The organism is Salinicola lusitanus, assembly GCF_038648475.1.
Classification (GTDB): domain Bacteria; phylum Pseudomonadota; class Gammaproteobacteria; order Pseudomonadales; family Halomonadaceae; genus Salinicola; species Salinicola lusitanus.
Map to the genome: position 1 here is coordinate 2,324,571 of NZ_CP151919.1, position 22,951 is coordinate 2,347,521.

Here is a 22,951-nt window from a genome sequence, read left to right on the forward strand (position 1 = left end):
CTCTTGTCTAACGGGAATCTAGGATGCGGGCGTTGCACACATCGAACGTCATCACGGCACTCGGTGACTGCGTGCTTCCTCGAGCAGCGCGAACCACGTCGGGCGATCGAGTTCGAGATTACCGCTCAGCAGCAAATTGTCGATACGCCTTTCATTCAACGTTCCGGTCACCGGCACCGGCTTGCCGGGCAGCCGCCGCAGCCAGGCGAGCGCCAGTCCCGCCGTGGTCGAATTGAGCTGCTCCGCAAGGCGCGAGAGCGCGGTACCGAGAACGTCCTCGAAGACCGAGCCGCCGCCCAGCGGTGACCAGGCCATGGGTGCCAGCCCGTCGGCCAGAATGGCGTCGTAGAAGCCGTCGAACAGGGCATCCGGATGCGCCAGCGAGAGCTCGAGCTGGTGGACGCCGAGCCGGTTGTGCATAGCGGCCTGCAGACGACGCCACTGCTCCGGGAGGAAGTTGGAGACACCCACGGCACCGACCTTGCCGGCCGCGATGGCGTCGTCCAGAGCTCGGGCCGTGGCCTCGGTGTCCATCAGCGGATCGGGGCGGTGGAGCAGGAAGTGATCGAGTCGGTCGACACCGAGCCGCGAGAGCGAGCCATCGATGACCTGGGTGAGATGGCGTTCGGAGGTGTCGTAATGCTTGACCCCGAACGGCGAGGTGTCGCGATGCGGCAGGATGATATTGCCCTTGGTCACCACCCGCACCCTGGACTTGAGCGATGGTCGACGGGCCAGTGCCTCGCCGAAGCGCTGCTCGCCCAGGTGGTTGCCGTAGCTGTCGGCATGATCGAACCAGTGCAGGCCCTGGTCCACCCGGGCCTCCAGCCAGTCGGCGAACTTCTCGACATCGTCGAATTCGGGCCGCTCGTGGAGACGCATCATGCCCAGAATGAAGGGCGAGTCGAAAACCAGGTCGTCACTCACGCCGAGGTCGCCTCCCGCGCGATCGTGGTGGAGAGCAGATGCTGACCGTCCGGCACCAGCCAGACCGGGTCGACCCGGGTACAGGCGGCCTCGACGCAGAGGAACCGCATTCCGGCCGTGGCCGGGGTGTCGCCGGGCAGGTCGTCGCCCGGATGCCAGACCACGGTGGAATCGCTGCCCTGCTTGGTGATCGCGAGTCGGCGCTGTCCGTCATCGAGGATCACCGGGCGATTCGACTGGTAGATGCGGTCGAGCGAACCGCGAATACCGAGTTCGCCCTGCTGGTGGTGCTCGGCGAAGTGTTCGAGCTTGTCCAGATAGCGTGCGCCGGCCAGTCCCTCGACACGGCACCGGTGGGTGTCGGCGACGGCGAAGTATGTATGCAGCGCGCCCGTCAGCTTGACCGGGGTGGTGCCGGTGTGGCGCGTCATCAGCTCGACGCTCAGGCGCTGGCCGTTGGCGTGCACCACGGCACTGGGAGCGAGCTGGTCGTGCAGTCGCTCCTCGGGGGAGAGATGGATCTCGACGCCGCTACCGGAGACGCTGTCGTCGACGGCATCGACCCGCCACGCCGCCGTGCGGGCAGGGCCATGCATGGGCCCCTTGCCATCGGGCGACTCGTCGGCGAACCACGGCCAGCAGAGCGGAATCCCGCCGCGGATGGCCCGGGGCATGGGTTGCGGTGTCGGCGTGACCCACAGCCAGCCATCCTCCGTGCCGGGTGCCGGTGGGGCACCTGCGGCTTCGGGGCCGAAAGGTAGAAAGTGGAGCACCTGGGCGCCCTGCAGCGAGATCGCCAGTTCGCCCCAGTCGGCGTTGATCAGCAACAGGCGCCGGCCTTGCCACTCGGCTTCCCGCTGACCGTCGGTCGCGTCGACCAACTGCCGCAGCGTATCGGGAATCATGTCACCTCCTCGTTGTGCAGGGCTTCCGCCGCCCCCAGCAGCCCGGTCCAGGGCGCGGTCACTACCCAAGTGGGAATGCCGGCATTGTAGGCGCTCAGGCGGCCCTTGTCGGCAAAGGCGCGGCGGAAATCGCTGCGCGGCAGCCATTCGACGAGGCGCGGCGTAATGCCGCCACAGAGGTAGACGCCGCCCAGAGCACCGAGGGTGAGGGCGGCATCGCCGGCGCAGGAGCCGAGGATCTTGATGAAGCGCAGCAGCGCCTCGCGGGCGACGCGGTCGCCGGCCCGCGCCGCGCCGGTCACTTCCGCCGGGGTATTGTAGCTGGCAGTGACGCTGAGCAGGGCAGCGTGGGCGAGATAGAGATCGAGCAGGCCCTGGCCGCAAAGCAGGCGTTCGATCGAGACGCGGCCGTAGCGGGCGCGAAAGTAGTCGAGCAACTGCCGCTCACGCTGGTCGGTGGGGGCGAAGGTGGCGTGACCTCCCTCCGTGGTGAGCGGAATCCAGTGGCGCTGGCTGGGGATCAGCCCGGCCACGCCGAGTCCGGTTCCGGGACCGATGACCAGGCGGGGGCGGCGGGCCTCGGCCTCGCCGTCACCGATCTTGACCAGATCCTTGGCGTCGATGTGGGGGATGCCCAGCGCCTGGGCGGTGAAGTCGTTGATGACCTTGAAGTTCGACAACCCCAGTTCGTGAGCGACCGCCTTCTTGGAGAAGGCCCAGTCGTTGTTGGTCATCTTGACCCAGTCCTCGTGGACCGGGCAGGCGAAGGCCAGACACGCCTCGCGGGGCGCTTCGGCACCGACCTGCTCGAGATAGGCCCGTATGGCTTCGACCAGTCCGGCGTAGCGTGCGCAGGGCAGCGTCTCGATCGATTGAAGCTCGACGCTGCCGGGCATGACCAGCGCAAAGCGCGCGTTGGTCCCGCCAATGTCGCCGATCAGGGCGGGTGTCGTCATGTGTGCCCTCCGGGCAAGTCGGCGGCGTCGAAGCCGCCAAAGGTTGCCGCGCCTTCCTCGGCACCGCCGACCAACTGGCGGAAACCGGCGAACAGTTCGCGGCCCATTCCCTGATGATAGTGGTCCAGATCGCAGGACGCCGGTTCGCGTTGCGCCCAGGTTTCGGCATCGACCAGCGCCTCCAGCACGCCATTGTCGGGGTCGAGCAGTACCCGGTCGCCGTCGCGCAGATAGGCGATGGGGCCGGCGTCGACCGCCTCCGGGGTGATATGGATCGCCGCAGGTACCTTACCAGAGGCACCTGACATTCGCCCATCGGTGACCAGCGCGACCTTGTGTCCTCGATCCTGGAGCACGCCCAGAAAAGGGGTCAATTGATGCAGCTCCGGCATGCCGTTGGCGCGGGGGCCCTGAAAGCGCACCACGACGATGACGTCGCGATCCAGCTCGCCGCTTTCGAAGGCCGCCTTGACCTGGCTCTGGTCGTCGAAGAGTCGTACCGGCGCCTCGACCCGGCGAAACTCGGGCTTGACCGCGGAAACCTTGATCACGCCGCGCCCCAGATTGCCGTCGAGCACGGCCAGTCCGCCAGTGGCGGAGAACGGGCGCGCTACCGGCCGCAGCACCTCTTCATCGAGGCTCTGTTGCGTGCCTTCGCGCCAGACCAGCCGGTCCCCTTCCAGGAACGGCTCCTGGGTGTAGGCGGTCATGTCGGTGCCGAAGGCGGTGCGCACGTCGGCATGCATCAGCCCCGCCGAGAGCAACTGTCTGACCAGGAAACTGACGCCGCCAGCGGCGTGGAAGTGGTTCACGTCGGCCTGGCCGTTGGGGTAGATCCGGGTCAGCCCGGGTACGACCGTCGATAGCTCGGCAAAGTCGTCCCAGGTGATGGTCAGTCCCACGGAGGCGGCCATGGCCACCAGGTGCAGGGTATGGTTGGTCGATCCGCCCGAGGTGAGAAGTCCGACCATGGCGTTGACGATGGCGTGGGCGTCGATCTGCTTGTAGAACGGGTGGTAGTCGCCGCCCTGGTCACTATTGCGGATCACCTGCTCGGTGCTGAAACGGGTGATGGCGTCGCGCAGGGGTGTGCCGGGGTTGACGAACGAGGTACCCGGCATGTGCAGCCCCATCATCTCGAGCATGAGCTGGTTGGAGTTGGCGGTGCCGTAGAAGGTGCAGGTGCCGGCGCTATGGTAGGAGTCGGACTCCGCCTCCAGCAGTGCGTCGCGGCCCACCTTGCCCTCGGCGTAGAGCTGGCGGATGCGAGACTTCTCCGCGTTGGGCAGCCCGCTCGGCATCGGGCCGGCCGGCACGAACACCGCGGGCAGGTGACCAAAGCGCGCGGCACCGATGAACAGTCCCGGCACGATCTTGTCACACACACCAAGATAGAGTGCGCCATCGAACATGTTGTGCGACATCGCCACCGCCGTCGACATGGCGATCACATCGCGGGAGAACAGCGACAGCTCCATGCCGGGCTGACCCTGGGTGACGCCGTCGCACATGGCCGGCACGCCGCCGGCGAACTGCGCTGTGCTGCCCATGCCGCGGGCGGCATCCTTGATCAGTTCGGGAAAGTGCTCGAGCGGCTGGTGAGCGGACAGCATGTCGTTGTAGGAAGAGACGATGCCGATATTGGCGCTGTTCATCAGCTTCAGGCTGTTCTTGTCGCCAGCGTTACAGGCGGCGAAGCCGTGAGCCAGGTTGCCGCAGGAGAGTTCCGCGCGGTGGACGCCACGGCGATGCTGTTGCTGCATCCGCTCTTCATAGAGACGGCGGCGGTTGGCGGAGCGCTCTTCAATGCGCCTCGTTACACGGTCCAGGGTAGGGTCGAGCGTCATGGGATGCCTCATCGAGCTGTCAGGTTTATTTGGTAAACTTACCAAAGAATACCCCTTATGTTCGCGAATGCGCCTTTGGTATTAGCCTTTTGGGGTAATATTTTTTCATGCGACGATGTTCTAGACTACGTACTAGGCTATTCACAACTGCGCGGCGATCTAATCCTTTCGTTCGACCGATGCCGCGCCTGGGTAGCGCGCAGGCGCGTCACCCGGCCGACTCAACGTTTCGATTACGCCAGCTTCAGCGTTTCAGTCACGCCATCAAGAGGAGAGCACCATGACATTGCGTGTCGCCATCAACGGATTTGGCCGCATTGGCCGTAACGTACTCCGAGCCATGTACGAAAACGGTTATCGGGATCGGATCGAAGTCGTCGCCATCAACGATCTCGGCGATCCGGCGCTCAACGCTCATCTGCTACGCCATGACAGTGTTCACGGCCGCTTCGGGTTCGATGTCTCCCACGACAGCGATACCCTCAGCGTAGACGGGGATAGCATTCGCATCCTTTCCGAGCGCGATCCGTCCCAGCTTCCGTGGAAGTCGTTGAACGTCGACCTGGTGATGGAGTGCACCGGGCTGTTCACCAGTCGCGACGCCGCTGCCAAGCACATCGAGGCGGGCGCGGGGCGGGTGCTGATTTCCGCGCCCAGCGGCGATGCCGATGCGACCATCGTGTTCGGTGTCAACGAGGGGACGCTGAAGGCCGAGCATCGGGTGGTCTCCAACGCCTCGTGCACCACCAACTGCCTGGCGCCGGTGGCGCAGGCGCTGCAGGATACCGTCGGTATCGAGAATGGTCTGATGACCACAGTCCATGCCTATACCAACGACCAGAATCTCTCCGACGTCTATCACAAGGATCCGTATCGCGCTCGTAGCGCTACGCAGTCGATGATCCCGACCAAGACCGGGGCGGCGGCCGCCGTCGGGCTGGTCCTGCCGGAATTGAACGGTAAGCTCGACGGCCTCGCGGTGCGCGTGCCGGTGATCAATGTGTCGCTGGTCGACCTGACTTTCACCGCCGGGCGCGACACCACCAAGGAGGAGATCAACGAGATCGTCACCAAGGCGGCGGCCAGCTCGCCGGTACTGGCAGTCAACTCGCAGCCGCTGGTCTCCATCGACTTCAACCACGATCCCAACTCGTCCACTTTCGATGCCAATCACACGCGCGTGAATGGTCGTCTGGTCAAGGTCATGGCCTGGTATGACAACGAGTGGGGTTTCTCCAATCGCATGTTGGATACGGCGCTGGCGATGCAGGCGGCAAGCTGACAGATGTGGCGGGTAGTGGAGAGGTCGGGTTCCCGGGGGATCGAACCCGTGTAGTTCCGGGAATGTAGTAGCTCGGCCTTGGCCACGATGACGACGAGGGGCGGCAGAATTCTGCCGCCCCTCGTCTTTTTGTATGGCATATCTTTCGGCACCGGCAGGCTCGGCCGGTCGCTTAAGGACGAAGTGCTACCTATTTCGTACTCAAGTCGTTCGATTCAGCGTCGATAGAAGGCTGTATGCTGCGCATCATGTTGATGATCTTGGACTTACCCACCCTTCGCTTCTAGTGTGAGTCTGAAGATATTCACCTTTTCACCAAGCACCGAGGTTGGCGGCGTCATGCAGGACACCATCATCAACGCACATCGCCTGATTGGCGAAACGATACAAGAGCCCGGAGAGCCGCGCCGCGGAAGAATCGTTGGCGTCGACCAGTCGCGCGCCGTGCCGGTGATTTTCGTGATCTGGCAGGAACAGTCAGGGATACAACGTTTCGAATTGACCCGCGATGAGCTGAGCCAGCTCGCCAGTGCCTGCCTGCGTCGCCAATCGGGTCGGCCGAGCAGGCCCGAGGCCGATACCCGTGATGACAGGGGGTGGACATCCGATGAGAGCGCCACCTTCGACTCTCACGCTTCCTCTCGACGTCGCGTTGGTTCCCGCTAGCGCTATCGCGTATACCACCCAGCCGCACGGAAACGTCTCTGCGGCTCAATGAGGCCGGAGTGCATGGACCCAGTGGATGCCTTCGTGCATGACGACGGAAGTCCGGACGCGGAAACGCAGAATTGGCTACAGATGTTGCCGGGCACGGTCTATGTCACCGACTCGGCCTGGTGGTTGGGTGAGCTACGCTTTGTCGGCGACTCCATCGCCACCTTGAGTCATCGGCCGGTGGAAGACCATCGTTCCCGTCCGGAACTGTGGCTGGCGCAGATTCCAGAGCCCGAGCGATTGGCGGTGCTGAAACAGCTTCAGCAGGCGCTGACACTGGGCAGTCCGGCAATACGCCTTTCCTATGTCATCGAGCGGTCGGATGGCTCTCGCTGCACGATCGACGACAGCATCAACATCCAGCGTGACGCGAGTGGCGTGGTCGTCACCCTGGTCGGCCTGCTACAGCCACGAGTCGCCGCTGTGGCTGGGCACGATGGCCCATCGCTGCCGTCTCTCCTCGATCACTGCGGTGACGTGCTCATGGCACTCGACGAGGACCTCGATTGCCACCATGCCGCTGGTGACACCCAGGGGGCGCTTGGCGTGGCCAGCGAGTCGTTGCTCTCATCGTCGTTATTCGCATTGATGGCGCCCGAGGATGGCTCCCGCATCCGCCGCCTGCTGGTCGAGATGGCCGCCAGCGCGAGCTCTTCGCTCGTGGAGTTGCGGCTGAGGCATAGGGACGGTGACTATCGCTGGTTCGAGATTCACTTTTCGCCTTACCCGCTGCCGCTGACCCCGGCATCCGAGCCCTCGGCCATGCCGGGTTGGGTCGCCGTTGCCAGGAACATTACCCAGCGACGGCAGCAGTCGTTGCAGTGGGATGCCTATACCGCGACCGACGAGCTCACCTCTGCGCTCAATCGGGAGCCGTTCATGGGATTGTTGCGACACGCGCTCTCCAACGGGGAGGTCGGGGCCCGGTTCACGCTGATCGTGTTCGATGTCGATCGCTTCGAGGATATCAATCAGGCGTGGGGAAGAGAGGGCGGGGATCTCGTCCTCAGTTGCATCGGCGAGATGTGTCGGGCGATGTTGAGAGAGCGATTCAGCTTCGGCCGGCTCGGGGAGGATACCTTTGCGCTGTTGATGAGCGGCAAGTCCCTGCAGGAGACGGCCACCATCGCGGAGAGGTTGCGGGGCCGTTTCGCCTCGACCCGGGTGGAGTTCCATGGCCATTGGCTGTCGTTCTCGGTTAGTCTTGGTGTCGCCGGGCGACGCGATGGCGAGTCCGCGGAAATCATGTTGGCGCGCGCCGAGGCGGGCATGCGCGATGCCAAGAAGCGCGGCCGGGATCGCGTCCAGCAGGCGCCATGAGAGGAGCCGGCCACGCCAGGCGCCAAGCCAGTCATAAGAAGGAGAGAGAGGATGGGACGACTACTGCTGGCCTCGCTGCTCAGCCTGATGTGCGTGTCGGCCTGGGCCGATGAGGTCGAAGGTCCCCATGTCCAGGGAGAGACCTTCGAGTACACCACGGGCGGGCAGACGTACCAAGGCTATCTCGCCTATAACGCCAGCGACGACGAGCCTCGCCCCGGTGTCCTGCTGGTCCACGAATGGTGGGGGCTGAACGACTACATCAAGCACAAGGCCGACCAACTGGCGGCGCTCGGATTCGTCGCGCTGGCCGTCGACATGTATGGCGACGGCAAGGTGGCCCAGCATCCTCAGGATGCCAAGGCATTTTCCAGTCAGGTGATGCAGGACTGGCCCTCCGCCAGGGCGCGTCTGGAAGCGGCAATGTCGGCGCTGCGCCAGCATCCGGCGGTGCGAGAGGATCGCATGGCAGCGATCGGCTACTGCTTCGGTGGCGGCGTGGTGATGAACATGGCGTTGGCCGGCATGCCGCTGGACGCGGCGATCAGCTTTCATGGCAGTCCGACGCAGGTCGTCACCAACCCGCAACCGTTCGATGGGCTGGTGCGCATCTACAACGGCCAGGACGACCCGCTGGTGGACCCGGAAGCGCTCGACAGCATGGCCGATGCGCTGAAGAAGGACGGAGCCGACGTTCGCGTGGTTCAGTACCCCGGCGCCAAGCATGCGTTCACCAATCCGGATGCCGACGAGCTGGCGCAGGAGTACGACCTGCCGTTGGCTTACAACGCGGCTGCGGATGCCGCCTCCTGGCAGGCTGCCCTGCTGACGCTGGACGAGGCATTGAACCAGTGATCGAGCTGTGTCCTTGGTCTAAGTCATTACTCCGAAGCCGGAAGAAGGGTCAACAAAGCCAGGAACGCAGACCTTGCCCATGAGCGACGCGAGGGTCTGATCCTGGCTTCGAGCTTCGAGCTTCGAGCTTCGAGCTTCGAGCTTCGAGCTTCGAGCTTCGAGCTTCGAGCTTCGAGCTTCGAGCTTCGAGCTTCCAGCTCAACTCGGGCGGTTGAGCGCCAGAACGCGCTTGGCCAAGGCAATCATCTCGGGGTCGCCGGTATGCTTGTCGGGGACGTCGGATAGCTTGATCACGGGCAGCCAGTGCTGGCCTTCCGGTCGTGCCTCGACCATCTTGATGACCATGTTCATGGGTTCGACGCCGACATCGTTGGTGAAGTTGGTGCCGATGCCGAACGCCATGCCGATACGGTCCTGGCAGAAGGCCTGGATTCGTTCGACCTTCTCCGGTGTCAGGGCGTCGGAGAAGATGATCGTCTTGCTGCGTGGGTCGATGCCCAGCTTTTCGTAGTGGGCGATGGTCGAGGCCGCGAAATCGATCGGATCGGCGCTATCGTGCCTGACGCCATCGAAGAGTTTGGCGAACTTCTTGTCGAAGCTCTCGAAGAAGGCCGGGCTGGTGAACGTGTCGGTCAGGGCGATGCCCAGGTCGCCGCGGTAGACATCGACCCAGTGCTCCAGGGCTAGGCTGTTGGCCATCTTGAAGCCGAACCGGGCACCGTGGAACATGAACCACTCGTGGGCATGGGTGCCGATGGGCTTGACGTCGTGGCGCATCGCCAGCAGGACATTGCTGCTGCCACTGAACGCCTCGCCGCCGTGGTGGTGCAGCGCGCCGACCACTCGGTCGTGCACGTCGAACGAAAAACGTCGCCGGGTGCCGAATTCGGCGATTTTCAGCCCCAGCTTCTGGTACTGCTCTATCTTGGCCCGGGTGCGAGCCTCCACCGTCTCGTCGGCATCCCGCTCGACATCGCGCAAGCGGTACCAGAGTTCGCTGATCAGCGCCATCAGCGGGACTTCCCACAGAATGGTGCGATACCACAGCCCCTCGATCGTCACCGAGAGGTCGGCACCCTGCTGGCGGATGGTCACTTCCGCCGGGTCGTAGCGAAAGCCTGCCAGAAAGTCGAGGTAAGTCGGATCGAGATAGGGGCAGGTGGCTTCGAGATAGCGCTTTTCGGCGTCGCTCAGGACCAGGTTGGCCATCGCATCCACCTCGCGTCGTAGCGCGTCGCCAAACCCGTCGGGGAACTCATGCTCGCCACGATTGATGAAGGCGTAGCGGGCCTGGGCGTAGGGGAAGCGCTTGATCACGGCGTTCTGCATCGTGATCTTGTAGAAGTCGTTGTCGAGAAGCGAAGTCAGCATGGGAACTCGTCATCAGCGTAGGCAGAACCCGCGGTCGTTGTTTGCCGGCGAGCGTTTCTTCAATGAAATCGGCTACAGGAAAGCCATGACACCGAACATTGTCACGATGAAGCCGCCAAACAGCAAAAGTCCCGCCAGCGACAACAGGATCAACAAATAGCCTAGTATCAAGCCGGCCAGGGCCCAGCTATCGCCGGATTCCTGCTTTTGGCGAATCTGGCGTCGAGCGAGATGACCGCACACGACGCCGCCCAGCGCTGCAGGGGGGACGAAGGTGCCCAGCACGCTCAACGCGAACGCCGCCAGTGCCATGGTATTGGTGGGGCCTGGTGGCGGTGTCGGCTGGCCGGGAGGGGAGGCAGCGGGTGTCATCGTGCTGTACATCTCGCGAGCTGGAACTGTCGGTAGAGTATCGCACGCTTGTCCGCGGCTCTCGAAGTTTTCAACATGAGCAGCGGGCGACGGGAGTTGAATGAACGACGGGAGGAAGGGAATGGCATTGCGGGTCGAGAATATCGGCAGCCTGGCTGCCGTCAGTGCGTCGCGCTGGAATGCCGTGGTCGGTGCCCGCTATCCGTTTCTTCGCTACGAGTTTCTGGCCGCGCTGGAAGCTTGCGGATGCGCCCACACCGAGACCGGTTGGGAACCGGACCATCTGATGGTTTTCGAGGGCGAGCGAGCGGTGGCGGTGCTGCCGCGCTACGCCAAGTATCACTCGCGGGGAGAGTACGTGTTCGACTGGTCCTGGGCGGATGCCTGGGAGCGCGCGGGCGGCGATTACTACCCCAAGTCGCTGTCGGCGATTCCGTTCACGCCTGCGATCGGGCCGCGACTGGCGGTGGTCGAGGATGTCGACCGGCGTGCCGTCATCGCCGCACTGGCGCCGCTGATTCGCGACACCGGTCTGCAGAGCTGGCACCTGCTGTTTGCCGATAGCGACGAGGTTGACGACTGGCAGGCCGCGATCGGCGCGCCACTGCTGGAACGCCAGGCGGTGCAGTTCGCCTGGCAGGACGACGGCTTCGGCGACTTCGACGGCTTCCTGGCGCGCATGAGTTCGCGCAAGCGCAAGGAGATACGTCGAGAGCGGCGCAAGCTGTCCGATCAGGGATTCGTGTTCGAGCGCCTGACAGGAGACCGGATCGATGACCAGGTGCTGGCGCAGTTCTATCGCTGCTACTGCATGACCTACCTCGAACGAGGGCAGCGACCCTACCTGTCGCTCGAATTCTTCACTCGACTGCGTGACGGCATGGCCGACTGCCTGGTGCTGGTGCGTGCCAGCATGGCGGGTCGGGCGGTGGCTGCCGCGCTCTGTCTCCAGGGTGGCGACACCCTCTATGGCCGATACTGGGGGAGCGAGGTAGAGGCCGACTTCCTGCACTTCGAGACCTGCTACTACCAGGGGATAGAGCACTGCCTCGAGCGTGGCCTGACAAGGTTCGACCCGGGTACCCAAGGGGAACACAAGCTGACCCGAGGGTTCGCGCCGGTCATCAGCCGATCGCTTCACTATCTCGAACATGAGGGGTTTCGCGAGGCGGTCGCCGAGTTCTGTCGCGAGGAGCGGGTCTACGTCCACACCTATCTCGAACAGTGTCGGCTACGCCTGCCGTTCAAGGACCCGCCGTCATAGCCCGGTGATCGCGATGGCTGCACCCGGTCGCAGCCCCGGTTAGTGATACTCTGCACCTGGACCCACTTGGGCGGCGCTCCGCCGCGACGAGGATAGAAGGTAGATGGACTTTCTCAATGAGGCGGCCGTTCTGCTCGGGGCGGCCATCATCGCGGTGCCCCTGTTTCAGCGCCTGGGACTAGGGTCGATTCTGGGCTATCTCTGTATCGGCCTGCTGACCGGGCCATCGGTGACCGGGTTCGTATCCGAGCCGGAGTCAGTGCTGCATTTCTCCGAGTTCGGCGTGGTGATGTTGCTGTTCATCATCGGTCTGGAGCTGGAACCCAAGCGGTTGTGGTCGATGCGCAAGCGGCTGCTGGGACTGGGATCGTTGCAGATGGCCGGCTGCGCAGCCCTGCTGATGCCGATCGGGCTGCTGCTCGATCTGCCGCTGAGTATCGCCATCTTCCTCGGCTTGACGCTGGCGCTATCGTCGACCGCCTTCGCGCTGCAGGTCCTCAACGAGCGCCGGCAGCTGGCGACGCCACATGGCCAGAGCGCCTTCGCCATGCTGCTGTTCCAGGACCTGGCAGTGATACCCCTGCTGGCGCTGCTGCCGTTCCTGGCCGGACGCGCGGACGCGGCGCCGGACGATGGCTGGGTCATTGCGCGCAGCATCGGTGTGGTGATTGCCGCCATCGCTTTCGGCCGCCTGGTCTTCCCCCGCGTGCTGGCGTTGATCGCGCGAAGCGACGTGCATGAGATATTTACCGCCGCCGCGCTGTTCCTGGTGCTGGCGATGGCTCTGGTCATGCAGTGGGCGGGCCTGTCGATGGCGCTGGGCGCCTTTCTGGGCGGTGTCATGCTGGCCGATACCCCATACCGGCATGAGCTCGAGGCCAACATCGAGCCGTTCAAGGGGCTACTGCTGGGGCTCTTTTTCATCGCCGTCGGGATGTCGGTCGATCTATCGCTGGTGTTGGGCAACATCCTGCTGGTCTTGGGGCTCGCCGTCGCCATGACCCTGGCCAAGACCGTGGTGCTGGCGATCATCGGCTGGGTGACCCGGTTGCCTCGCACGGAAATTCCCAGGCTGGCGACGATCATCGCCCAGGGCGGAGAGTTCGACTTCGTGCTGCTGACCGCGGCCGTGGCTGCCGGTGTCATCGATCAACGCATCGCCAGCCTCTGCATCGCCGCGGTGACCCTCAGCATGGCCGCGACGCCGTTTCTGTACCAGTTGGGCGAGAAGCTTGGCAACCGACTCAAGGAGAGTCGCCCTTACGACACCGACTTCGGCGATGACACGCCGCCGGTGATCATTGCCGGTCTCGGACGCTTCGGGCAGATGGTGGGGCGCATGCTGAAAATGCAGGGCATCAACTTCACCGCGCTGGATCCCAACATCACCCAGGTCGAATTCATTCGCCGCTTCGGTTCCCGCATCTTCTACGCCGACGCCACGCGTCTCGACCTGCTGCGTGCTGCGGGTATCGACAAGGCCCGGCTGCTGGTGATCGCGGTCGATAGCGAGAGCGCCGCACTGACCATCGCCCGCCTGGCCAAGACCCATTTCCCGGAGCTGTCCGTCTACGCCCGTGCCCGCAACCGCCACCACGCCTGGCAACTGATGGAGATCGGCGTCGACGGCGTGGTGCGGGAAACGTTCGCCTCGAGCATGGAAATGAGCGTCGAGGTACTCAAGGGGCTTGGTTATCCCAGCTCGAACGCCATCAATGCGGTGCGAACTTTCCGCGACTTCGACAACCAGCTGCTCAAGGATACCTATGCCCACCGCAACGACACGGAGCGGTTGATGGCGACCGAGAAGGCGGCGATGGCGGAACTGAGGTCCTTGTTCCAGCAGGAGCTCAACCGGGGCCGTGGCAACAAGGAGAGCGCGCGCGAGGAAGCCGCTGCCAACGATAGCGATGACGTGAACGAGGAGGTAGGTGATGACACAGGTGCTGAGAGAGCGGCTGGCGGCCCTGGGAATGTCCGTTGATGGCGCCGCGATCACACCACTCTCCGGTGGCGACAGTGGGGCAGCGCTATGGCGGGTCGACGGGGCGACGCCCTGTATCGTCAAGCGGGATACGCCCGAGCGTGTCGCCGGCGAGGCCGACGGCCTGCGGGCGTTGAGTGGCGCCTGCCGCAAGCTAATCGTGCCGGAGGTGCTGGCCGAGGACGACGATCTGCTGGTGATGCAGTTCCTGGAGGGCACGGGGAAGCGTGATGGCGCGGCGCTGGGTGAAGGCTTGCGCCAACTGCACCGGGATTCCCGCGACGCTGACGCCGGGCATGGCTGGCCGCGGGACAACGCCTGTGGCTTGACCCCGCAGCCCAACGCCCCGCTGGCCGACGGACGTGCCTTTCAGCGCGACCGTCGTCTGCTGCCGCTGATGAGAGGCTGTCGCGAGCGGGGAGCGCTGGATGCCGCGCTCGCCGGGCGTGTCGAGCGGGCCGCCGACTCGCTGGAGCGCTGGCTCGAACAGGCACCGCCGTCGCTGGTACACGGTGACCTCTGGTCCGGTAACGTGCTGTTCACGCCGCAGGGGCCGGCAATCATCGACCCCGCCGTCTACCGGCACTATCCCGAGGTGGACGTGGCCATGCTGACGCTCTTCGGCGGGCCGGGCGACGCCTTCTTCGAAGCCTACTGGGATGGCGACCGACCCGCGGACTGGGAGCGGCGGGAAGCGCTGTTCCAGCTCTACCCGCTGCTCAACCATCTCTATCTGTTCGGCGGCACCTATCGCCAAGGTGTGGCGCGGGCGGCCGATCGCATTCTGGCCGGCTGACGGCAGTCGCCGATCAGGCGCGTGCCGGAGCGCGAATATCGGTAGGGGCGACGGCCTCGCCGATGACGTGATGCCCTCGGGTATTGAGGGGCACTGCGTAGAGCGACGTGGTGGCGCAGACGTAGAGCCGATTGCGGCTGATGCCGCCGAAGCAGACGTTGGCCACGGTCTCCGGGATCAGGATGCGACCGAGGCGAGTGCCATCCGGGGCATAGCAGTGAACACCGTCGCCGGCGCTGGTCCACAGGTTGCCGGCGATATCCAGGCGAAAACCGTCGAAGAGACCGCAGTCCGACACGGCGAACACCTCGCCGCCCTGCAGGCGATGATTCTGGTCGACGCGGAATCTCCGGAGATGTCGGGGCCCGTCGGCGCGATGCGTCGCGCCGGTATCTGACACGTAGAGCCAGGATTCATCGGGGGAGAAGGCGAGGCCGTTGGGCTTCTCGAAATCGTCGGCCACGCGGCGCAGTTCGCCGCCGGGGGTGAGGCAGTAGACGTGGCAATCCAGCTCGGAGCGTCGCTTGCCACCTTCGTAATCGCTGTCGATGCCGTAGCTGGGATCGGTGAACCAGACCGAACCATCGGACTTGACCGCGACATCGTTGGGCGAGTTGAGCCGGTGGCCCTCGAAGGCATCCGCCAAGGTGGTGATACGGCCGTTGTGCTCGGTGCGAGTGACGCTGCGGCTGCCGTGCTCGCAGGTGATGAGGCGGCCTTCCCGGTCCAGCGTCTGGCCGTTGCTGAAGGCAGCGGGTTGGCGAAACACGGAGACGTGACCGTCATTTTCGTCGTAGCGCAGGATACGGTCGTTGGGGATGTCCGACCAGAGCAGGTAGCGCCCGGCGGCGAAGTAGGCTGGCCCCTCGCACCAGCGGCCGGCCTGCCAAAGTCGCTCGAGCTGGCCGTTGGGCAAGACCAGCGAGGAAAAGCGGTCGTCCTCGACGACTAGCCAGTCTGGATAGGTCATGATCGAAAGCCTCCGGCACAAAGACCGCCCAGTGTCGAGGGTCGAAACGGTGGTGTCTTTGCGACGAAAGTCGTGTCTTCGCCGCCGCCGGCCTGATCGATGGCGCTGCCCGCCCGCGCGGCCGGCATTCAGGAAGAAGAGTGGGGCGGCGAGGTGCAGTGGGGCGTGCATGGCGAGATGCGCTCGAAGAAGGTGTCGATCATGCGCGGGCCGATATCGCCAATATCATAGCGTGTCGGATCGCGCAGCCAGTCGTGCATCAGGCCGCCGAACATCGACATGAGCATGCGGCAGGCGATTTCCGGTTCGATGCTCGCTATCATCGTGCCGGTACGGTTTGCCTCCTCGAAGCGTTCCAGCATGGTCTCGTGGCAGTCGTCGGCGAGCCGTTGATGCAGCTCGAGAATGTCGACGTCGCTGGAGGCCTCGCAGCAGTGAAACAGGATCGTGTGCACCCGCCGGGAGCGTGGACCCTGCAGCCGCTCCAATGCGTGCAGCGCAGCCAACCGCAGACTCTCCAGCGGTGCGCGCGGACGTTCGAGGTCCTCGACATCATCCAGTAACTGACGAAGCGGCATCTTGACGCGATCCAGCATGGCGTGGAACAGGTCGGACTTGTTCTTGAAATGCCAGTAGACGGCGCCGCGGGTCATGCCCGCCTGGCGAGCGATCTGCTCGAGCGAGGTTCTCGAAACGCCGCGCTCGAGAAAAATCACTTCGGCGGCGTCGAGCAGGGCCTCTCGGGTGGCTTCGGCTTCAGCCTTGGTGCGTTTGGGCATGGTGATGTCGTCGCTGGCGTGAGTGAGTCATGGCGAATGGCTTTTCTTATGGGCGGATTAAAGTCGGCAAGATGCAGCATAACGAATTATCGGCAAGTTTACATTCATGTATGTATGCCTGTAAGCTCGCTACATTCCTTTAGGCACCCCTTTCCAGGACGGAGACTCATGCGCCCTAATTTCATGAATGGCACCCTCGGTTTCGGTGGGGCGATGTTGCTGTCGTTGGCATTGGCCGCCTGCGGTGGAGACGATCAGCAGAGTGCTCAGCAAGGTGGGGGGCAACAACAGAAGCCGCCCACCAAGGCTGAAGTGTTGGAGGTCGAGGCCCACGATGTCGCGCTCTCCAAGGAGTATCCCGCCCAGCTTCGGAGTAACCGCGAAGTCACCGTGATGGGGCGCGTGGAGGGGATTCTCGAAGCCCGCCACTATCGCGAGGGGAGCATGGTCGAAAAGGGTGACAAGCTCTTCACCATCGAGCAGGCGCCCTACGAGGCGACGGTCGCTCAGAACCAGGCCGACGTGCAGAGCGCGCAGGCGGAGGTGTATCGCGCCCAGCGCGACGCCGAGCGCTACCAGCGTCTTTACAACCAGAACTCCGTCAGCCAACAGCAGCGCGATCAGGCCCAGGCGGATCTGCGGACCGCGCAAGCCGCCCAGGCCCAGGCCCAGGCGGCGCTGGACAGTGCCCAGATCGATCTCAGCTACACCCAGGTCAATGCGCCGGTCAGCGGCATGATCAGCTTGAGCGAGGTCAATGTCGGTAACCTGGTGCAGCCGCCTCAGGAACTGGCGACCATCACGCCGCTGAATCCGATCGAGGTGCGTTTTTCGCTGCCTGCCGATGATGCGTTTTCCCTCCGTCGCCAGCGTCAACGGGGCGATGCCGAACAGGCCGACGTTGCTGTTTTGACCGCACCGGGCACCGAAAGTGCCAGTCACGAGGCGCTTCAATTGCAGGGCAAGCTCGACTTCCTCGGGTCGAGAGTCGACGAATCCACCAGCACGGTCCAGGCCGAAGCCGTGTTCCAGAACGACGACCAGCTCTTCCTGCCAGGGCAGTTCGTGCGGGTCAAGCTGCCCAACGTGATGCGTTACGACGTCTACGCCGTACCCGCCATCGCGGTGACCGAGGGACTCAAGGGACCCCAGGTCTTCGTCGTCAACGGTGAGGGCAAGGCCGAGTCACGTTTCGTGTCGCTGGGCGAGATCGCGGGAGACTGGCAGATCATTACCGACGGGTTGAATCCGGGCGACCGAGTCGTCGTGTCGGGCATCGGTAGCGTCTCCGCTGGCGACGAGATCGACGCCCAAGCCTTCAACGGCCAAGTGCCGCAGCCGCAGAACAACGCCGGCGAGAATCCCTCCCAGGAGGCCGATGCCCAGGGCGGTGAGGGCGTCGAGGGCGCCCATCGCGATGCGCAAGAGGCGAAAGACGGACAGAACGGGGCCAATTGATGAACTTTTCCAGCGTTTTCATCAGACGCCCGATCTTCGCCACCGTCCTCTCGGTCATCATCACGCTGATCGGGTTGATGGCGATGCGGACGCTGCCCATCGAGCAGTATCCGCCTGTCGTACCACCGACGATCAGCGTCTCCGCGACCTATCCCGGTGCCAGCGCACAGACGGTCTCCGACACGGTCGCCTCGGTGATCGCCCAGGAGATCAACGGTACTCAGGACATGATCTATCTGACCTCGAGCAGTTCGGATAGCGGTCAGATGTCCATGAGTGTCTATTTCAACATCGGCACCGATCCGCAGACGGCGACGATCAACGTCAATAACCGGGTCCAGCGAGCGCTGTCGCAGCTTCCCAGCGAAGTGCAGTCCCAGGGGGTCACGGTCGAGCAGCGGTCATCGAGCATCCTGCTGTTCGTCGGCATCACCTCGGACTCCGATGCCTACGACTCCCTGTATCTGACCAACTACGCCAACATCAACGTGACCGATGAGCTCTCACGCCTTCCTGGCGTGGGGCAGGCCGAAGTACTGGGTAGCCAGGAGTTCGCGATGCGCGTCTGGCTCAACCCGGACAAGCTGGCCCAGTACGATCTGACCCCGGCCGAGGTCTCCTCGGCGATACAGGCGCAGAACGCGGTCGTGGCGGGTGGCAAGCTGGGCGCCGAGCCGCAGAGCGACCCCACCCCCTACACCTATACCATTACCACCCAGGGCCGTTACGAGAGCGTCGATCAGTTTCGCGAGATCGTGCTGCGAACCAACCCGGATGGTTCTTCGCTGCGCCTGAGCGATGTGGCGCGGATCGAGTTGGGGAAAAACAGCTACGGCATTCAGGCCTACGTCAACAACAAGCCGATCGCGCCGATCGCCATCTACCTGCAGCCGGGTGCCAACGCGCTGGATGTGGCATCGGAAGTGAAGACGGCGATGGCGGATCTGAAAACGCGTTTCCCGCCGGGACTGGATTTCGATATCCCCTACGACACGACGCTGTTCATCGACGCCTCCGTGCAGTCGGTGGAGCACACCTTCATCGAGGCCCTGGTGCTCGTGGCGGTGATCGTGTTCCTGTTCCTGCAGAGCTGGCGCTCCACCCTGGTGGCGATGTCGGTGGTGCCGATTTCGGTGGTGGGGACGTTCGCCGGGATGTACCTGCTCGATTTCTCGATCAACCTGCTGTCGCTGTTCGGCATGATACTGGCAATCGGGATCGTGGTGGATGACGCCATCGTGGTCATCGAGAACGTCGAACGCATCATGGAGGAGGACGAGGAGGCTACCCCGTTCAGCGCTGCGCTCGAGGCAATGAAAGAGGTGTCGGGCGCGGTCATCGCGACCGCCTTCATCATGGCCGCGGTGTTCGTGCCGGTCGGTTTCATGAGCGGCCTGACCGGGCAGATGTACCAGCAGTTCGCGATCACCATCGCGATCTCGGTGGCGATTTCGGCCATCGTGGCGCTGTCGTTCACCCCGGCCATGAGCGCGATCTTCCTGAAGAACCAGGATCGCCTCCAGCAGTCCGGCTTCGTCCGCGCCATTCGCAAGCCGTTCGACTGGTTCAACAAGATCTTCGACAAGATCACCGATTTCTTCATGGCGATCACCAACTTCATCATCCATCAGTTGTGGCTGGTGATAGTCGGTCTTGCTGCCGCGGGCATCGTATCCTGGTTGATCTTTGCCCAGTTGCCGGCGGCGCTGCTCCCTTCCGAGGATCAGGGCGTCGCGCTGGCTGCCGTCAACCTGCCCGCAGGATCGTCGGTGGCGCGAACCGATGCCTACGTGCAGGAGCTCAGCCAGCGCCTGCGCGACGAGGTGCCCGGGATCAATTTCGTCACCGGCATACCCGGCTTCGACATCCTGTCGAGCTCGCCCAATACCGCCAAGGGCACGGTCTTCGTGACGATGAAGCCCTGGCAGGATCGTGATATCACCGTCGATCAGTTGACCCAGAAGATCATGCAGATCGGGGCCCAGATCCAGGGGGGGCAGACCGTGGCGTTCAACCTGCCCCCGATTCAGGGCTTGTCGCCGACCGGCGGTTTCACCGGCTATCTGCAATCCTTCGGCGGTGATACGTCGCAGCAGTTGTCGGAGGCCGCCGGCAAGGTGATGCAAGCCGCCGCCAAGCGTCCGGAGCTCGCGGGTGTATTCACGTCGCTCGATGTCAATGTACCCTCCTACAAGGCCGACGTCGACACGGAAAAGGCGCGCAGCCTGGGGGTCGATATTGCCGACCTGAACACCACCATGGCGAGCACCTTCGGCAGTTCGTTCGTCAACTACTTCACCAGTTCGGGCCGTAACTTCCAGGTTTACCTGCAGTCGGAAGATGACTTCCGCCGCAACCCGGATGACCTGAGCAAGGTCTACGTGCGAGGTGGCGAGGGCCAGCGTATCCCGCTTTCCGAGCTGGTCACGCTGACGCGCGACAAGGCACCCACGGTACTGCAGCGTTACAACACCTATGCGGCCGCTCAGTTCTCGGGTGGGCCGGCACCGGGCTACAGTTCCGGGCAGGCGGTACAGGCGATGCAGGAAGTCGTCACCGATACGTTGGGCTCCAATTACGGAATGGGCTGGAGCGGCGAGGCCTATCAACAGGTCAACGTGGGCACGGCTGCGACACTGGCGCTCTCCTTCGGCGTGATCATGATGTTCCTGATCCTGGCGGCCCAGTACGAGAGCTGGACCTTGCCGCTGGCCGTCGTCTCCGCCGTCCCGTTTGCGTTCATCGGTGCAATTCTGGCCGTTTACCTGGCCGGGTTGAGCACGAGTGTCTACCTGCAGGTGGGGCTGCTGGTGGTGGTCGGCCTGGCGGCCAAGAACGCCATCCTGATCGTCGAGTTCGCCGAGCAGCAGCGCAAGCACGCCGGGTTGTCGGTGGTCGATGCGGCCAAGGTGGCGGCGCGCCAGCGGTTCCGTCCGATCGTGATGACGTCGCTGGCCTTTATCGGCGGCACCCTGCCGTTGGCGCTGGCATCCGGTGCCAGCGCGGCCAGCCGTAACCAGATCGGAACGCCGGTCGTGGGGGGCATGATCTCCATCACCTTGCTGGCCACGGTGTTCGTGCCGGCGACCTACGTGTTGATCATGAAGGTCACCCACGGGCTGCAGTCGAGGCTGGGCCGTGACAAGCGGCGCAACGATCGCCAGCCGACGCCGGACGAAAGTCACTAGCACGCTGTGTCGATGCTGCCGAGAAATCGGCTTTTCAGAGGCAACCTCCCACGGAGGTTGCCTTTTTTAATGGCCGCCGCTTCGAGGGTCGCGGCAGCGAGCCAAACAGGCTTTGACGCTATCCAGCCGGTGGCATATATGTGTAGGAGGGGGCGGCGTCAACGAGCGACGTTCGTCACCCGATCACGCCCGCGAATCATTGCCCGGCATTTCGGCACGGGCGACCGACCGTCGGTCTTTGCTATTAACGTCGGTTATGGCCGTCACGGGCTCCCGAGGCGCAGGATGATGTGTCGACGCTGGTTAAACTTGACTGGTGGACTCAATGTTCAGGGAGGCTGAACATGACGCAGGCCGCAGTTCGTGGGAGGCAAAGTCATACGGCTGCGAGATATGGGGAGGACCCCCTTTGGCTCGCGTCGCTATCCGGTCGATCCTCGTCCAGGGCCCCGGCAGGGGCATTGTCACGTCCGCTTCCCTCACCGCCGATTCGTAACCGCCGGGTACTGTTCGTCACCACCGAGATCGCCGACTTCATCAAGGCGGGTGGTCTGGGCGACGTCTCCGCGGCACTGCCCCGGGCATTGAAGCCCAATTATGACGTGCGGGTGCTGATGCCCGGCTATCGCCAACTCCTGACCGCCGGGCGTCCCATCGCCCACGTGGCCAGTCTTCCCGCCCGGCACGATTTGCCGGCCTGCGAGATCGGACGTCTCGTGTGCGAAGACGGCTTGATCATCTACGTCGTGCTGTGTCCCGAACTCTACGATCGGGTCGGCAATGCCTACGGGGACGAACTGGGGGTGGGCTGGCCGGACAACGACATTCGCTTCGCCAGGCTGGCGATGGCGGCGGCCGAGATCGTCAATGACGCGACGCTGCTCGACTGGCAGGTGGAGCTGCTCCATCTCAACGACTGGGCGACCGGTTTGACGGCGGGCTATGTCCGCTGGCTCGGCAAGCGCTACGTTCCCTCGGTCTACACCATTCACAATCTTGCCTATCAAGGAGTGTTTCCAGTGGAGCGCATGGCGGCGCTGGGCATTCCGGCGTCCGCCTTCCACATTGACGGCGTCGAGTTTTACGGCCAGATATCGTTCATGAAGGCGGCGCTCTCCTATGCCTCCCACGTGACCACGGTCAGCAGCAACTACGCCCAGGAGATCACCACGCCAGCCCTGGGGTGCGGGCTCGAGGGACTGCTCAAGAAGCGCGCCCTGGAAGGGCGGCTCAGCGGCCTGCTCAACGGCATCGACGACCGCTGGGATCCCCGTACCGATCCCCACCTGGCGCCAAATTTCGGCATCAACGACTGGCATGGCAAACGCGCCAACATCCAGCGTGTGCGTCGCATGTTCGGACTCGCGCCCAGTGGCGGTCCGCTGTTCGCCGTGGTCTCGCGGCTGGTGGCGCAGAAGGGGCTCGATCTGACCATCGAGGTCACCGACGCCATCGTGCGGGCCGGCGGCCAGCTGGTGGTGATCGGCCAGGGCGAGCACGCCATCGAGCAGTCGCTCGTCGAGATGGCGACGCGCTACCCGGGTCAGGTGGGCGTCAACATCGGTTTCGACGAGGGCGAGGCGCGTCAGATCTACGCGGGCAGCGACTTCCTGCTGATGCCCTCGCGATTCGAACCCTGCGGGCTCAGCCAGCTCTACGCTCAGCGCTTCGGTTCGCTGCCGATCGCCCACCGAACGGGGGGGCTGGCGGATACGATACAGGATGGAATCAATGGCTTGCTGTTCGACGACATGAGCCTGGACAGTTATCGCGCCACGGTGCTGCGTGCCTTCGATCTCTTTCGGGCCACCGACCTGTTCTACGCCATGCGCCGCGCGGCGATGGCCGGGCGGCTGCATTGGCGCCAGGCCGTGGTCCCCTATCGCCGGCTCTACGCTGACCTGCTGACCGAGACGTTCGTCCATTCCAAAGAGCAGGTGACTAGCCGATGAAGTACTCCGCA

17 protein-coding genes are annotated in these 22,951 nt (G+C 63.9%); 9 read left to right on the forward strand and 8 right to left on the reverse strand.

Annotated features, from left to right (window positions below; translation table 11 throughout):
• Positions 1–51: 51 nt before the first annotated feature.
• From AAGT95_RS10740 to edd, 4 genes are read right to left on the reverse strand one after another with little or no spacing between them, the layout of a single operon-like run.
• Positions 52–927, reverse strand: coding sequence for an aldo/keto reductase (locus tag AAGT95_RS10740; protein WP_240612454.1), 876 nt, complete (start codon positions 925–927; stop codon positions 52–54).
• Complete coding sequence (locus AAGT95_RS10745; RefSeq protein ID WP_342596481.1) at positions 924–1,832, reverse strand: D-hexose-6-phosphate mutarotase; 909 nt, start codon at positions 1,830–1,832, stop codon at positions 924–926. The genes AAGT95_RS10740 and AAGT95_RS10745 overlap by 4 nt, the downstream gene beginning before the upstream one ends.
• Positions 1,829–2,788 carry a glucokinase gene (gene glk / locus AAGT95_RS10750; protein ID WP_342596482.1) on the reverse strand — a complete coding sequence of 320 codons (960 nt, stop codon included), beginning with the start codon at positions 2,786–2,788 and terminating at the stop codon, positions 1,829–1,831. The genes AAGT95_RS10745 and glk overlap by 4 nt, the downstream gene beginning before the upstream one ends.
• Positions 2,785–4,635, reverse strand: a complete 1,851-nt coding sequence (edd, locus tag AAGT95_RS10755; RefSeq protein WP_342596483.1) for a phosphogluconate dehydratase — start codon at positions 4,633–4,635, stop codon at positions 2,785–2,787. Before edd ends, glk begins: the two co-directional genes overlap by 4 nt.
• Before the next feature lie 280 nt (positions 4,636–4,915).
• Here edd and gap point away from each other — a divergent pair, with 280 nt between their 5' ends.
• From gap to AAGT95_RS10770, 3 genes are all read left to right on the forward strand, one after another.
• Positions 4,916–5,917 (forward strand): type I glyceraldehyde-3-phosphate dehydrogenase, encoded by a 1,002-nt coding sequence (gap, locus tag AAGT95_RS10760; protein WP_342596484.1) that lies wholly within the window; start codon positions 4,916–4,918, stop codon positions 5,915–5,917.
• Positions 5,918–6,646: 729 nt separating this feature from the next.
• Positions 6,647–7,951, forward strand: coding sequence for a sensor domain-containing diguanylate cyclase (locus AAGT95_RS10765; RefSeq protein ID WP_162302640.1), 1,305 nt, complete (start codon positions 6,647–6,649; stop codon positions 7,949–7,951).
• 51 nt (positions 7,952–8,002) lie between these two features.
• The gene (locus tag AAGT95_RS10770) at positions 8,003–8,806 is read left to right on the forward strand and encodes a dienelactone hydrolase family protein (protein ID WP_342596485.1); all 804 of its coding nucleotides are present in this window, start codon (positions 8,003–8,005) and stop codon (positions 8,804–8,806) included.
• Positions 8,807–9,004: 198 nt separating this feature from the next.
• On the opposite strand, the gene pncB is transcribed toward AAGT95_RS10770, so the two are convergent.
• Entirely contained in the window at positions 9,005–10,177 is a 1,173-nt protein-coding gene (gene pncB / locus AAGT95_RS10775) for a nicotinate phosphoribosyltransferase (RefSeq protein WP_342596486.1), read from the reverse strand.
• A 72-nt stretch (positions 10,178–10,249) separates the two neighbouring features.
• Positions 10,250–10,549, reverse strand: a complete 300-nt coding sequence (locus AAGT95_RS10780) for a DUF4190 domain-containing protein (RefSeq protein WP_232822170.1) — start codon at positions 10,547–10,549, stop codon at positions 10,250–10,252.
• Positions 10,550–10,670: 121 nt separating this feature from the next.
• Here AAGT95_RS10780 and AAGT95_RS10785 point away from each other — a divergent pair, with 121 nt between their 5' ends.
• The 3 genes from AAGT95_RS10785 (at position 10,671) to AAGT95_RS10795 (ending at position 14,593) form a co-directional block, all read left to right on the forward strand.
• The gene (locus tag AAGT95_RS10785) at positions 10,671–11,813 is read left to right on the forward strand and encodes a GNAT family N-acetyltransferase (protein WP_342596487.1); all 1,143 of its coding nucleotides are present in this window, start codon (positions 10,671–10,673) and stop codon (positions 11,811–11,813) included.
• A gap of 103 nt (positions 11,814–11,916) precedes the next feature.
• Positions 11,917–13,797 (forward strand): monovalent cation:proton antiporter-2 (CPA2) family protein, encoded by a 1,881-nt coding sequence (locus AAGT95_RS10790; RefSeq protein ID WP_342596488.1) that lies wholly within the window; start codon positions 11,917–11,919, stop codon positions 13,795–13,797.
• Positions 13,748–14,593 (forward strand): fructosamine kinase family protein, encoded by an 846-nt coding sequence (locus AAGT95_RS10795; protein WP_342596489.1) that lies wholly within the window; start codon positions 13,748–13,750, stop codon positions 14,591–14,593. The genes AAGT95_RS10790 and AAGT95_RS10795 overlap by 50 nt, the downstream gene beginning before the upstream one ends.
• A gap of 13 nt (positions 14,594–14,606) precedes the next feature.
• On the opposite strand, the gene AAGT95_RS10800 is transcribed toward AAGT95_RS10795, so the two are convergent.
• Both AAGT95_RS10800 and AAGT95_RS10805 read right to left on the reverse strand, forming a co-directional pair.
• Complete coding sequence (locus AAGT95_RS10800; protein WP_342596490.1) at positions 14,607–15,563, reverse strand: SMP-30/gluconolactonase/LRE family protein; 957 nt, start codon at positions 15,561–15,563, stop codon at positions 14,607–14,609.
• Between the two features lie 128 nt (positions 15,564–15,691).
• Entirely contained in the window at positions 15,692–16,342 is a 651-nt protein-coding gene (locus AAGT95_RS10805) for a TetR family transcriptional regulator (RefSeq protein WP_110601144.1), read from the reverse strand.
• A gap of 168 nt (positions 16,343–16,510) precedes the next feature.
• Here AAGT95_RS10805 and AAGT95_RS10810 point away from each other — a divergent pair, with 168 nt between their 5' ends.
• From AAGT95_RS10810 to glgA, 3 genes are all read left to right on the forward strand, one after another.
• Positions 16,511–17,800: an efflux RND transporter periplasmic adaptor subunit gene (locus tag AAGT95_RS10810; protein ID WP_240612391.1), complete on the forward strand. Its 1,290-nt coding sequence runs from the start codon at positions 16,511–16,513 to the stop codon at positions 17,798–17,800.
• Positions 17,800–20,988 (forward strand): efflux RND transporter permease subunit, encoded by a 3,189-nt coding sequence (locus AAGT95_RS10815; protein ID WP_110601147.1) that lies wholly within the window; start codon positions 17,800–17,802, stop codon positions 20,986–20,988. The genes AAGT95_RS10810 and AAGT95_RS10815 overlap by 1 nt, the downstream gene beginning before the upstream one ends.
• A gap of 461 nt (positions 20,989–21,449) precedes the next feature.
• Positions 21,450–22,940 (forward strand): glycogen synthase GlgA, encoded by a 1,491-nt coding sequence (gene glgA / locus AAGT95_RS10820; RefSeq protein ID WP_342596491.1) that lies wholly within the window; start codon positions 21,450–21,452, stop codon positions 22,938–22,940.
• The last annotated feature ends 11 nt before the right edge of the window (positions 22,941–22,951 follow it).

Coding starts and splice junctions, on each gene's coding strand:
- glk (WP_342596482.1), bottom strand. CDS start 2,788: ATGACGACACCCGCCCTGATCGGCGACATTGGCGGGACCAACGCGCGC.
- AAGT95_RS10805 (WP_110601144.1), bottom strand. CDS start 16,342: ATGCCCAAACGCACCAAGGCTGAAGCCGAAGCCACCCGAGAGGCCCTG.
- AAGT95_RS10780 (WP_232822170.1), bottom strand. CDS start 10,549: ATGACACCCGCTGCCTCCCCTCCCGGCCAGCCGACACCGCCACCAGGC.
- pncB (WP_342596486.1), bottom strand. CDS start 10,177: ATGCTGACTTCGCTTCTCGACAACGACTTCTACAAGATCACGATGCAG.
- gap (WP_342596484.1), top strand. CDS start 4,916: ATGACATTGCGTGTCGCCATCAACGGATTTGGCCGCATTGGCCGTAAC.
- AAGT95_RS10800 (WP_342596490.1), bottom strand. CDS start 15,563: ATGACCTATCCAGACTGGCTAGTCGTCGAGGACGACCGCTTTTCCTCG.
- edd (WP_342596483.1), bottom strand. CDS start 4,635: ATGACGCTCGACCCTACCCTGGACCGTGTAACGAGGCGCATTGAAGAG.
- AAGT95_RS10785 (WP_342596487.1), top strand. CDS start 10,671: ATGGCATTGCGGGTCGAGAATATCGGCAGCCTGGCTGCCGTCAGTGCG.
- AAGT95_RS10815 (WP_110601147.1), top strand. CDS start 17,800: ATGAACTTTTCCAGCGTTTTCATCAGACGCCCGATCTTCGCCACCGTC.
- AAGT95_RS10770 (WP_342596485.1), top strand. CDS start 8,003: ATGGGACGACTACTGCTGGCCTCGCTGCTCAGCCTGATGTGCGTGTCG.
- AAGT95_RS10765 (WP_162302640.1), top strand. CDS start 6,647: ATGGACCCAGTGGATGCCTTCGTGCATGACGACGGAAGTCCGGACGCG.
- AAGT95_RS10810 (WP_240612391.1), top strand. CDS start 16,511: ATGCGCCCTAATTTCATGAATGGCACCCTCGGTTTCGGTGGGGCGATG.
- AAGT95_RS10795 (WP_342596489.1), top strand. CDS start 13,748: ATGACACAGGTGCTGAGAGAGCGGCTGGCGGCCCTGGGAATGTCCGTT.
- AAGT95_RS10745 (WP_342596481.1), bottom strand. CDS start 1,832: ATGATTCCCGATACGCTGCGGCAGTTGGTCGACGCGACCGACGGTCAG.
- AAGT95_RS10790 (WP_342596488.1), top strand. CDS start 11,917: ATGGACTTTCTCAATGAGGCGGCCGTTCTGCTCGGGGCGGCCATCATC.